Genomic DNA, 12,460 nt, shown 5'->3' with positions numbered 1-12,460 from the left:
GCATGAGCGGTGGTCTTCTCGTCGCCGGCACCACGTCCGACGCGGGCAAGAGCGTCGTCACGGCGGGGATCTGCCGGTGGCTGGTACGGCAGGGCGTCAAGGTCGCGCCCTTCAAGGCACAGAACATGTCCCTCAACTCGTTCGTCACCCGCGAGGGCGCGGAGATCGGGCGGGCGCAGGCCATGCAGGCGCAGGCCTGCCGCGTCGAACCCACCGCGCTGATGAACCCCGTGCTGCTCAAGCCCGGTGGCGAGCAGAGCAGTCAGGTCGTGCTGCTGGGCAAGCCGGTGGGCGAGCTGAGCGCGCGCGGGTACCACGGCGGACGGCAGCAGCGGCTGCTCGGGACGGTGCTGGACTGTCTGGAGCAGTTGCGGGGCACGTATGACGCGGTGATCTGTGAGGGGGCCGGTTCTCCCGCCGAGATCAATCTGCGGCGGACCGACATCGTGAACATGGGGATCGCCCGGGGCGCCGGGCTCCCCGTCCTGGTCGTCGGTGACATCGACCGGGGCGGTGTCTTCGCCTCGTTCTTCGGCACGGTCGCGCTGCTGTCGCGCGAGGACCAGGAGTGCGTCGCCGGGTTCCTCGTCAACAAGTTCCGCGGGGACGTCTCCCTGCTGGAGCCGGGCCTGGACATGCTCCACGACCTCACGGGGCGCCGGACGTACGGCGTGCTGCCCTTCCGGCACGGACTCGGCATCGACGAGGAGGACGGGCTGCGCGTGTCCCTGCGCGGAACGGTGCGGGAGTCCGTCGTCGCGCCGCCCCTCGGCGAGGACGTGCTGCGGGTCGCCGTCTGCGCCGTACCGCTGATGTCGAACTTCACCGACGTCGACGCACTGGCCGCCGAGCCCGGTGTCGTGGTGCGGTTCGTGGACCGGCCGGAGGAACTGGCCGACGCCGACCTGGTGGTGGTCCCCGGCACCCGGGGAACCGTCCGGGCCCTGGAGTGGCTGCGCGAGCGGGGGCTCGCCGACGCCCTCGTGCGCAGGGCCGCCGAGCAGCGGCCCGTCCTCGGCATCTGCGGGGGCTTCCAGGTCCTCGGCGAGCACATCGAGGACGACGTCGAGAGCCGCCGCGGGCATGTCGACGGGCTGGGGGTCCTGCCCGTGCGGGTGCGGTTCGCCCGCGAGAAGACCCTCACCCGGCCGGAGGGCGAGGCCCTCGGGGAGCGGGTCGCGGGCTACGAGATCCACCACGGCGTCGCCGAAGTGACCGGCGGCGAGACCTTCCTGGACGGCTGCCGGGTCGGTCAGACCTGGGGCACGCACTGGCACGGTTCGCTGGAGTCGGACGGATTTCGGCGGGCGTTCCTGCGCGAGGTGGCGTCCGCCGCGGGCCGCCGCTTCGTACCGGCCCCCGACACGTCGTTCGCCGCGCTGCGCGAGGAGCAGCTCGACCGGCTCGGCGATCTGATCGAACAGCACGCGGACACGGACGCGCTGTGGCGGCTCATCGAGTCGGGCGCGCCGCGAGGACTGCCCTTCATCCCCCCGGGAGCGCCCGCATGAGCACGGTGTTGTTGCTGTCGACCGCCGACACGGACCTGCTCGCGGCCCGGGCCTGCGGTGCCGGCTACCGGATCGGCAACCCGACCCGTATCGACGTCGCGTCCGAACTCCCCTCGCTCGTGGCGGGCGCGGACATCGCGGTCGTGCGCCTGCTGGGCGGCAAGCGGGCCTGGGAGGACGGGCTGGCCGCGCTCAGGGCATCCGGTGTCCCGACCGTGCTGCTGGGCGGGGAGGCGGTGCCCGACGCGGAGTTGATGGCCGAGTCGTCCGTTCCGGCCGGGGTCGTGGCCGAGGCGCTGAAGTACCTCGTCGAGGGCGGCCCCGCCAACCTCGCCGAACTCGCCCGGTTCCTCTCCGACACCGTGCTGCTGACGGGCGAGGGGTTCGTCGAGCCGCGGAAGATGCCCGAGTACGGCGTCCACGGGACCCGGACCTTCCAGGAGGGCCGCCCCACCGTCGGCGTGCTCTTCTACCGGGCCCACGAGCTGAGCGGCAACACCGCGTTCGTGGACACCCTGTGCGACGCGATCGAGGCGCGGGACGCCAACGCCCTGCCCGTGTACTGCGGTTCGCTGCGCGGCGCCGACGCCGGGCTGTACGAGCTGCTCGGGAAGGCCGACGCCGTGGTCGCCACCGTCCTCGCGGCCGGCGGCACGCACGCCTCGCAGGCCTCGGCGGGCGGCGACGAGGAGGCCTGGGACGTCGGCCGGCTGGCCGAGCTGGACGTGCCCGTGCTGCAGGGTCTGTGCCTCACCTCCTCGCGCGCCGCCTGGGACGCCTCGGACGCCGCCCTGTCGCCCATGGACGCGGCGATGCAGGTCGCGATCCCGGAGTTCGACGGGCGGCTGATCACGGTCCCGTTCTCCTTCAAGGAGCAGGGCCCGGACGAGGTGCCGGTGTACGTCGCCGACCCGGAGCGGGCCGCGCGGGTCGCCGGGATCGCCGTACGGCACGCACGGCTGGGGCACAAGCCGAACGCCGAGAAGAAGCTCGCCCTGGTCTTCACCGCCTACCCGACCAAGCACTCGCGCGTCGGCAACGCGGTCGGCCTGGACACGCCCGCGTCGGCGGTGCGGGTGCTGGACGCGTTGAAGCAGGCGGGGTACGGGCTCACCGAGTACCCCGACAACGGCGACGAGTTGATCCACCGGCTCATCGAGGCCGGCGGGCACGACGTGGAGTGGCTCACCGAGGAGCAGCTGGCCGCCGCGCCCGCGCGCGTGCCGCTCGCCGACTACCGGGCGTGGTTCGACAAGCTCGACCCGGACCTGCGGAACGCCATGCTCCGGGCGTGGGGCGAGCCGCCGGGTTCGCTGTACGTCGACGGGGAGGACATCGTCCTCGCCTCGCTGCGCTTCGGGAACGTCGTCGTCATGATCCAGCCGCCGCGCGGCTTCGGCGAGAACCCGATCGCGATCTACCACGACCCGGACATGCCGCCGTCCCACCACTACATGGCGGCGTACCGGTGGCTGGAGAACAGCTTCGGCGCCGACGCGATCGTGCACATGGGCAAGCACGGCACGATGGAGTGGCTGCCGGGCAAGGGGCTCGGGCTGGGCGGCGGTTGCGCGCCCGACGCCGTGCTCGGCGATCTGCCCCTGGTCTACCCGTTCATCGTCAACGATCCCGGTGAGGGCACCCAGGCCAAGCGGCGCGGGCATGCCACCGTCGTCGACCATCTGGTGCCGCCGATGGCACGGGCCGACACCTACGGCGACCTGGCCAAGCTGGAGCAGCTGCTGGACGAGTACGCGCTCGTCAGCGACCTGGACCCGGCCAAGGCGCCGGCCGTGCGCGCCCAGATCTGGACGCTGGTCAAGGCGGCCGAACTCCACCACGACCTGCATGTCGACGAGCAGCCGGACGACGAGGCGTTCGACGAGTTCGTCATGCACATCGACGGCTATCTCTGCGAGATCAAGGACGTGCAGATCCGCGACGGTCTGCACGTCCTGGGCGGCGGTCCGGTCGGTGAGCCCCGTGTGAACCTCGTGCTGGCCGTGCTGCGCGCCGCGCAGGTGTGGGGCGGGCGGGCGAACGCGCTGCCGGGGCTGCGGGCGGCGCTGGCGGCCCGTTTCGGGCTCAGCGAGAAGGAGTTGCTCGCCGAGCCGGGGGCGCCGGTCGAGGTCCCGGTGGAGCTGACGGACCTGGTGGACGGCCCGGCACGGACCGCCGCCGACGCCGTCGACCTGCTGGAGCAGCTGTGCCGGCGCATCGCCGAGGGGATGGAGGAGCGCGACTGGTCGGTCACGCAGAGCCGTTCCCTCCTGCGTGACGTACTGGGCGGGCAACTCCCCGACGCCGAAGCCGTGTTGGAGTTCGCCTGCGACGAGGTCGTGCCCCGGCTCGCCCGCACCACCGACGAGATCGGCCACATCCTCAAGGCGCTCGACGGCGGTTACGTTCCTGCGGGGCCGTCCGGATCCCCGACGCGCGGCCTGGTCAACGTCCTGCCGACCGGCCGCAACTTCTACTCCGTCGACCCCAAGGCCATCCCGTCCAGGCTGAGCTGGGAGGTCGGGCAGTCGCTGGCCGACTCGCTGGTGCAGCGGTATCTGCGGGACACGGGCGCGTACCCGAGGTCCGTCGGCCTGACGGTGTGGGGCACGTCCGCGATGCGTACCCAGGGCGACGACATCGCCGAGATCCTCGCGCTGCTGGGCTGCCGTCCGGTGTGGGACGACGCCTCACGGCGGGTGACGGGCTTCGAGGTGATCGGCCTGGAGGAGCTCGGGCGTCCCCGCATCGACGTCACGGTCCGTATCTCCGGGTTCTTCAGGGACGCCTTCCCGCACGTCGTGGGGCTGATCGACGACGCCGTCCGCGAGGTGGCCGAGTTGGACGAGCCCGCCGAGCGCAACTTCGTCAAGGCGCACGCCGACGAGGACACCGCCGGGCACGGCGACCGGCGGCGCGCGACGGCCCGGGTCTTCGGCTCCAAGCCGGGCGCGTACGGCGCCGGTCTGCTGCCGCTGATCGACGCCCGCAACTGGCGTTCGGACGCCGACCTGGCCGAGGTGTACGCGGTCTGGGGCGGGTACGCCTACGGGCGCGGGCTCGACGGACGGGCGGCGCGCGGGGACATGGAGACCGCGTTCCGGCGGATCGCGGTCGCCGCGAAGAACGTCGACACGCGTGAGCACGACCTCGTCGACGCCGACGACTACTTCCAGTACCACGGCGGCATGGTCGCCATGGTGCGGCACCTGACGGGCGCCAGCCCCGAGGCGTACGTGGGTGACAGCGCCGTACCGGACCAGGTGAGGACCCGGACCCTCGGCGAGGAGACGCACCGCGTCTTCCGGGCCCGGGTGGTCAACCCGCGTTGGATGGCGGCCATGCGCCGGCACGGCTACAAGGGCGCGTTCGAGATGGCGGCGACCGTGGACTACCTGTTCGGGTACGACGCCACGGCCGGGGTCGTCGACGACTGGATGTACGAGAAGCTGTCGGCCGAGTACGTCTTCGACGCCGAGAACCGGGACTTCATGAAGAAGTCCAACCCGTGGGCGCTGCGGGGCATCACCGAGCGCCTGCTGGAGGCCGCCGACCGTGGACTGTGGGCCGAGCCGGACGCCGGCACGCTGGAGCGGCTGCGCGCCACGTACCTGGAGCTTGAAGGCAACTTGGAGGGCGACGACCAGTGACCACCCCCTTCCCCTTTACGGCCGTTGTCGGCCAGGACGACCTGCGGCTGGCGCTGCTGCTGAACGCCGTGTCACCGGCGGTCGGCGGTGTGCTGGTGCGCGGCGAGAAGGGCACGGCCAAGTCGACGGCCGTACGAGCGCTGTCGGCGCTGATGCCCGAGGTGCCGGTCGTGCCCGGGTGCCGTTTCTCGTGCGACCCGGACTCCCCCGACCCGCGGTGCCCGGACGGCCCGCACGAGCCGGGCGCGGGCACGTGCCGCGCCGCCCGTATGGTCGAGCTCCCCGTCGGCGCCTCCGAGGACCGGCTGGTGGGTGCGCTGGACATCGAGCGGGCGCTCGCCGAGGGCGTCAAGGCGTTCGAGCCGGGCCTGCTCGCCGACGCACACCGCGGCATCCTGTACGTCGACGAGGTCAACCTCCTGCACGACCACCTGGTCGACCTGCTCCTCGACGCGGCCGCGATGGGCGCGTCGTACGTGGAGCGCGAGGGTGTGTCCGTCCGGCACGCGGCGCGGTTCCTGCTGGTGGGCACCATGAACCCCGAGGAGGGTGAGCTGCGGCCGCAGCTGCTCGACCGGTTCGGGCTGACCGTCGAGGTCGCGGCCTCGCGGGAGCCCGAGCAGCGGGTGGAGGTGGTGCGGCGGCGGCTCGCGTACGACGACGACCCGGTCGCCTTCGCCGCCCGCTGGGCGGACGAGGAGGCCGCCGTACGCCGACGCATCGCCGCGGCACGGGAGTTGCTGCCGTCGGTGCGGCTCGGCGACGGGGCGCTGCGGCAGATCGCGGCGACCTGTGCCGCGTTCGAGGTGGACGGGATGCGGGCCGACATCGTGATGGCGCGTACGGCCACCGCGCTGGCCGCGTGGGCGGGGCGGACGGACGTGCTCGCGGAGGACGTACGGCAGGCGGCGCTGCTCGCGCTGCCGCACCGCAGGCGGCGCAACCCCTTCGACGCGCCGGGGCTCGACGAGGACAAGCTCGACGAGACCCTGGAGGAGTTCTCGGGCTCCGAGGACGACGACCCGGATCCGGACCCCGGACCGGACGGGCCCGGCGGCGGTGGCGGACAGCCACCGCAATCCGGTGACGGCCCGCAGGGCGGCGCCGACCCGGCCGCGTCCGCCGAGCCCGGCGAGCCCGGCGAAGGCGGGCAGCCGCAGGCGTCCGGCGCCGGGGAGCAGGCTCCCGTACGGGCCTTCGAGCCGTTCCGCACGAAGGTGCTGAGCGTGCCGGGCGTCGGGCAGGGCGCCGCGGGGCGGCGTTCGCGCGCGCGGACGGAGCAGGGGCGCACCACCGGGGCCAGGCGCCCCAGGGGGGCCCTGGGCAAGTTGCACCTGGCGGCCACCGTGCAGGCGGCGGCGCCGCATCAGCGGGCCCGGGGGCGGTCCGGTGCGGGGCTGGTGGTGCGCCGGGACGATCTGCGGCAGGCCGTGCGGGAAGGGCGCGAGGGCAATCTCGTGCTGTTCGTCGTGGACGCCTCCGGGTCGATGGCGGCCCGGCAGCGGATGGGCGCGGTGAAGGGGGCCGTGCTGTCGTTGCTGCTGGACGCCTACCAGCGGCGGGACAAGGTGGGGCTGGTGACGTTCCGGGGGTCTGCCGCCGACGTGGCGCTGCCGCCGACGTCGTCCGTGGACGCCGCCGCCGCCCGGCTGGAGTCGCTGCCCACGGGTGGTCGTACGCCGCTCGCGGCCGGGCTGCTCAAGGCGCACGAGGTGCTGCGGGTGGAGCGGCTGAGGGATCCGGCCCGGCGTGCGCTCGTCGTGGTGGTGACGGACGGGCGGGCCACGGGCGGCCCGGAGCCGGTCGCGCTGGCCGGGCGGGCGGCCCGGTTGTTCGCGGCCGAGGGTGTCGCGTCCGTGGTGGTCGACTGCGAGTCGGGGCCGGTGCGGCTGGGGCTCGCGGGGCAGCTCGCGGGTGAGCTGGGAGGCACGGCGGTGACGCTCGACGAGTTGCGGGCGGACTCGATCGCCGGGCTGGTCAGGGATGTTCAGGGGACTTCGAGGAAGGTGGCGTGATGCCGAAGGGACAGCCGAGTGTCGTGCCGGAGGACGGGCTGACGACGCGACAGCGCCGTAACCGGCCGCTGGTCGTCGTGCACACCGGGGTGGGCAAGGGCAAGTCGACCGCCGCCTTCGGGCTGGCGCTGCGGGCGTGGAACCAGGGGTGGCCCATCGGGGTGTTCCAGTTCGTCAAGTCCGCCAAGTGGAAGGTCGGCGAGGAGAACGCGCTGCGGGTGCTGGGGGCCTCCGGCGAGGGCGGGTCCGTCGACTGGCACAAGATGGGTGAGGGCTGGTCGTGGGTGCAGCGCGACGATCAGATGGACAACGAGGAGAAGGCCCGGGAGGGCTGGGAGCAGGTCAAGCGGGACATCGCCGCCGAGCGGTACAAGCTGTACGTGCTCGACGAGTTCGCGTACCCGCTGCACTGGGGGTGGGTCGACACCGATGAGGTCGTCGACGTGCTCCGCCACCGTCCCGGCACCCAGCATGTCGTGATCACCGGGCGGAACGCCCCGGAGAAGCTGGTCGACTTCGCCGACCTCGTGACCGACATGTCCAAGGTCAAGCACCCGATGGACGCGGGTCAGAAGGGCCAGAGAGGCATCGAGTGGTGACAGCTGTGCCCCGGCTGGTCATCGCCGCGCCCTCCTCGGGCAGCGGCAAGACCACCGTCGCCACGGGACTGATGGCCGCGCTGACCGCGCGGGGACTCGCCGTGTCCCCGCACAAGGTCGGGCCGGACTACATCGACCCCGGCTACCACGCGCTCGCGACCGGGCGGGTCGGGCGCAACCTCGACGCGTACATGTGCGGACCCGAGCTGATCGGGCCGTTGTTCCTGCACGGGGCGCGCGGCTGCGACGTCGCGGTCGTCGAGGGTGTGATGGGGCTGTACGACGGTGCCGCGAAGGAGGGCGAGCTGGCGTCCACCGCGCATGTCGCGAAGCTGCTGCGGGCGCCGGTCGTGCTGGTCGTGGACGCCTCCTCGCAGTCGCGGTCGGTGGCGGCGCTGGTGCACGGGTTCGCGTCCTGGGACCCGGAGGTGCGCCTCGGGGGCGTGATCCTCAACAAGGTCGCCTCCGACCGGCACGAGGAACTGCTGCGGGACGCGCTGGACTCGACCGGCGTGCCCGTGCTGGGCGTGCTGCGGCGGGCCCCGCAGGTGGACACGCCGTCACGGCATCTGGGCCTGGTGCCGGTCGCCGAGCGGCGGGCGGAGGCCGTGGAGGCGGTCGCGGCGATGGCCGCGCAGGTGTCCCAGGGGTGCGACCTGGAAGGGCTGCTGGGGCTGGCGCGCACTGCGGGCCCCTTGAGCGGTGAGCCGTGGCGGCCTCCCGTGACCGCCCCGAGTACGGGTGCGGTGGTCGCGGTCGCCGGGGGGCCGGCCTTCACCTTCTCCTACGCCGAGCACACCGAGCTGCTCACCGCCGCCGGCGCCGAGGTGGTCCCCTTCGATCCGCTGCGGGACGAGCAACTCCCCGACGGTACCGGCGGGTTGGTCGTCGGCGGCGGGTTCCCCGAGGTGTACGCCGCCGAGCTGTCCGCCAACGAGCCGCTGCGCAAGGCCATCGGTGACTTCGCGCTGAGCGGCGCTCCCGTCGCCGCCGAGTGCGCCGGGCTGCTCTATCTGTGCCGGGAGCTCGACGGGCAGCCGATGTGCGGGGTGCTGGACGCGACCGCCCGGATGAGCGGGCGGCTGACGCTCGGCTACCGGGACGCCGTCGCCGTGAGCGACAGTGTGCTGGCCGCCGCGGGCACCCGGATGCGGGCGCACGAGTTCCACCGTACGGTCGTCGAGCCCGGCTCGGGGGCAGCGCCCGCCTGGGGGGTGCGCAGCCCCGTGCGGCGGGTCGAGGGCTTCGTGCAGCAGGGCGTGCACGCGAGCTATCTGCACACGCACTGGGCCGCGCAGCCCGCTGTCGCCCGTCGGTTCGTGGAGAGGTGCCGGACGTCATGAGCAGCAGGCTGGTCGGAGTCGGCGTCGGTCCGGGCGATCCGGAACTGGTGACCGTCAAGGGCGTCAACGCGCTGCGGGCCGCCGAGGTCGTCGTCGTACCGGTGATGGACGGCGGGGAGCGGGGCCGGGCCGAGGCGACGGTGCTGCACTACGTGCCGCGGGAGAAGGTCGTCCGGGTGGTGTTCGCCCTGAACGAGCGGAGCGACCGGGCGCGGCGCGAGGCCGCCTGGGACGCGGCCGGTGAGCGGGTGGCCGAGCTGTTGCGCGAGCGCGTCCACGTCGCCTTCGCGACCATCGGCGATCCCAACGTGTACTCCACCTTCACCTATCTCGCGCAGACCGTCGCCGAGCTGGTGCCGGGGACCGTCGTCGAGACCGTGCCCGGCATCACCGCCATGCAGGACCTCGCCGCGCGCTCGGGTGCCGTGCTGACCGAGGGGACCGAGCCGCTCACGCTGGTGCCCGTCACCGCGGGGGCTGCCGTGCTCAAGGAGGCGCTCGCCGGGCCCGGCACGGTCGTCGCCTACAAGTTCGGCCGGCAGGCGGGCGAGGTCGCCGAGGCACTGCGGCAGGCCGGGCGGATCGGGGACGCGGTGTGGGGGTCGGCGCTGGGCCTGGCGGAGGAGTCGATCCGCCCGGCCGCCGAGCTCGACGACGCTCCCCTGCCCTACCTGTCCACGCTCATCGTCCCCGCCCGGCGCGACGGCGGCCGGGGCGGAAAGCTCTGACACGGGCCCCGCCGCTCCCCCGCCGACCCCCTGTACGAGAGGACCGATTCCCATGGCCGACGCCCCCAGCGGCAAGGTGACCTTCGTCGGTGCCGGCCCCGGCGCCGCCGATCTGCTGACGTTCCGGGCCGCGCGTGCCATCGCCGAGGCGGACGTCGTGATCTGGGCGGCCAGCCTGGTCCAGGAGGAGGTCCTGCGGCACGCGCGCGAGGACGCCGAGATCCTCGACTCGGCGGCCCTGCCCCTGGAGGACGTGGTCGCGGTGTACGAGCGGGCGAGGGCCGAGGGCCTGAAGGTCGCCCGGATCCACTCCGGTGACCCCGCCCTGTGGGGCGGTACGCAGGAGCAGCTCGACCGGTGTGCGGCGATCGGCATCGAGACCGAGGTCGTGCCCGGGGTCTCCGCCTTCTCCGCGGTCGCCGCGATCGCTGGGCGCGAGTTGACGATCCCCGAGGTCGCCCAGTCGGTCGTCCTCACCAGGCTCGGCGGCGGCAAGACACCGATGCCGCCCGGCGAGGAGGTGCGGGAGTTCGCCAGGCACGGCACCACGATGGCGATCTTCCTGTCCGCCGCGCGCAGCGGGCAGCTCGTGCGGGAGCTGCTGGAGGGCGGTTATCCGACGTCCACCCCGGTCGTGGTCGCCCACCAGGCGACCTGGCCGGAGGAACTCGTCGTGAAGTGCACGGTCGGGACGCTGGAGGAGACCGTCAAGGAGCACAAGCTGTGGAAGCACACCCTCTTCCTCGTCGGCCCGGCCCTCGACGCGCACGGCACCCGCTCGCACCTGTACCACCCCGGCCACTTCCACGGGTACCGCAAGGCGGACCCGGAGGCCCGCCGGGCGCTGCGCGAGCGGGGGGCGAGTACGTGACCGCGGTCGCCTGTTCCGAAGGAGTTGCGCAGTGATCGGTCTCATTTCCGCCACCGCGGCGGGTGCGGTGGCGCGTGACCGGCTGGCCGCGGCGTGGCCGGACCGGACGCGCGTGTACGACGGGCCCGTCGGGGACGCCGTGCGGCGGGCGTTCGCCGAGTGCGAGCAGCTGGTGTGCTTCCTGGCCACCGGGGCGGTCGTACGGCTGATCGCCCCGCTGCTGGGTGACAAGGCCGGCGACCCCGGTGTGGTGTGCGTCGACGAGGGCGGGCGGTTCGCCGTGGCGCTGGTCGGCGGGCACGGCGGCGGCGCCAATGAACTCGCCCGGGAGACCGGGGAGTTGCTGGGCGCCGAGCCCGTGGTGACCACGGCTACGGACGCGGTGGGCCTGCCCGGCCTTGACCTGCTCGGCCTTCCGGTGGAGGGCGATGTCGCCGGGGTCTCGCGGGCCCTGCTGGACGGCGAACCGGTGGCGCTTCGGGCCGAGGTGGCCTGGCCGCTGCCGCCGCTGCGGGCCGGCGCCGAGGGGGCGTACGCGATCCGGGTGACGGACCGGCTCGTGGAGCCCGCCGAGCGCGAGGTCGTCCTGCGTCCGCCGTCCCTCGTCGTCGGTGTCGGCGCCTCCAGGGGCGCCCCCGTGGAGGAGGTCCTCGGGCTGGTCGAGCGCGTGCTCGGCGAGGCCGGCCTCTCCCGCGCGTCGCTCGCGGAACTCGCCACCGTCGACGCCAAGGCGGGCGAGCCCGGCATCGTCGAGGCCGCCGCACGCCTGGGCGTTCCCCTCGTCGCCCACTGCGCCGAGCGGCTGGCGGCCGTCGAGGTCCCCAACCCCTCCGACGCGCCCCTGGCAGCCGTGGGCACCCCCTCCGTCGCGGAGGCCGCCGCCCTGGTGCGCGGCGGTGAACTCCTCGTCCCGAAGCGGAAGTCGCAGCGCCCCGACGGACGGCCGGCGATGGCGACCTGCGCCGTGGTACGGCGTCCCGGCCGGGGGCGGCTCGCGGTGGTCGGACTCGGGCCGGGCGCCCGGGACCTGCTCACCCCGCGGGCCAGGGCCGAGCTGCAGCGGGCTTCCGTGCTCGTCGGCCTCGACCAGTACGTCGACCAGATCCGCGACCTGCTGCGGCCCGGCACGCGGGTTGTGGAGTCGGGGCTCGGGGCCGAGGAGGAGCGGGCGCGGACGGCGGTCGAGGAGGCCCGCGAGGGGCGGGCCGTCGCGCTGATCGGCAGCGGGGACGCGGGCGTGTACGCCATGGCCTCGCCGGCGCTGGCGGAAGCCCGCGACGACATCGACGTGGTCGGCGTACCGGGGGTGACGGCCGCGCTGGCCGCCGCCGCGGTCCTCGGTGCCCCCCTGGGCCACGACCACGCCTCGGTCAGCCTCTCCGACCTGCACACCCCGTGGGAGGTCATCGAGCGGCGGGTGCGGGCGGCGGCCGAGGCGGACTTCGTGGTGACTTTCTACAACCCGCGTTCACGCGGCCGGGACTGGCAGCTGCCCGAGGCCCTCGCGATCCTCGCCGGGCACCGCGGGCCGACGACGCCGGTCGGTGTCGTACGGAACGCGTCACGGCCGGACGAGTCCGTTCGGCTCACGACCCTGGGTGCCCTGGACCCGGCGACGGTCGACATGATGACGGTCGTGACCGTGGGCAACACGGCGACCCGCGAGGTGGCGGGCCGGATGGTCACGCCGCGCGGCTACCGCTGGCAGGAGCGGCCGGGGACACGGGAGGGCACCGAGTGAAC

At 73.9% G+C, this 12,460-nt stretch carries 8 protein-coding genes; all 8 read left to right on the top strand.

Going from position 1 to position 12,460, the window contains the following annotated elements; genetic code table 11:
• Window positions 1–2: 2 nt before the first annotated feature.
• The 8 genes from ACFYNL_RS37665 to cobJ are packed head-to-tail and all read left to right on the top strand — an operon-like array spanning window position 3 to window position 12,458.
• Complete coding sequence (locus tag ACFYNL_RS37665; RefSeq protein ID WP_388812178.1) at window positions 3–1,511, top strand: cobyric acid synthase; 1,509 nt, start codon at window positions 3–5, stop codon at window positions 1,509–1,511.
• On the top strand, window positions 1,508–5,161 hold the full coding sequence (gene cobN / locus ACFYNL_RS37660) for a cobaltochelatase subunit CobN (RefSeq protein ID WP_388812175.1): 3,654 nt from the start codon (window positions 1,508–1,510) through the stop codon (window positions 5,159–5,161). Before ACFYNL_RS37665 ends, cobN begins: the two co-directional genes overlap by 4 nt.
• Window positions 5,158–7,176: a putative cobaltochelatase gene (locus ACFYNL_RS37655; RefSeq protein WP_388812172.1), complete on the top strand. Its 2,019-nt coding sequence runs from the start codon at window positions 5,158–5,160 to the stop codon at window positions 7,174–7,176. Before cobN ends, ACFYNL_RS37655 begins: the two co-directional genes overlap by 4 nt.
• Window positions 7,176–7,775: a cob(I)yrinic acid a,c-diamide adenosyltransferase gene (gene cobO / locus ACFYNL_RS37650; protein WP_388812169.1), complete on the top strand. Its 600-nt coding sequence runs from the start codon at window positions 7,176–7,178 to the stop codon at window positions 7,773–7,775. Before ACFYNL_RS37655 ends, cobO begins: the two co-directional genes overlap by 1 nt.
• The gene (locus tag ACFYNL_RS37645; protein ID WP_388812166.1) at window positions 7,769–9,118 is read left to right on the top strand and encodes a cobyrinate a,c-diamide synthase; all 1,350 of its coding nucleotides are present in this window, start codon (window positions 7,769–7,771) and stop codon (window positions 9,116–9,118) included. Before cobO ends, ACFYNL_RS37645 begins: the two co-directional genes overlap by 7 nt.
• Window positions 9,115–9,846 (top strand): precorrin-2 C(20)-methyltransferase, encoded by a 732-nt coding sequence (gene cobI, locus ACFYNL_RS37640; protein ID WP_388812165.1) that lies wholly within the window; start codon window positions 9,115–9,117, stop codon window positions 9,844–9,846. Before ACFYNL_RS37645 ends, cobI begins: the two co-directional genes overlap by 4 nt.
• A 52-nt stretch (window positions 9,847–9,898) precedes the next feature.
• The gene (gene cobM / locus ACFYNL_RS37635; protein WP_388812162.1) at window positions 9,899–10,717 is read left to right on the top strand and encodes a precorrin-4 C(11)-methyltransferase; all 819 of its coding nucleotides are present in this window, start codon (window positions 9,899–9,901) and stop codon (window positions 10,715–10,717) included.
• A 31-nt stretch (window positions 10,718–10,748) separates the two neighbouring features.
• On the top strand, window positions 10,749–12,458 hold the full coding sequence (cobJ, locus tag ACFYNL_RS37630; protein WP_388812160.1) for a precorrin-3B C(17)-methyltransferase: 1,710 nt from the start codon (window positions 10,749–10,751) through the stop codon (window positions 12,456–12,458).
• The last annotated feature ends 2 nt before the right edge of the window (window positions 12,459–12,460 follow it).

Source organism: Streptomyces sp. NPDC007808 (assembly GCF_042868655.1).
Lineage (GTDB): Bacteria > Actinomycetota > Actinomycetes > Streptomycetales > Streptomycetaceae > Streptomyces.
This window is presented reverse-complemented; position numbering and strand designations above follow the sequence as displayed.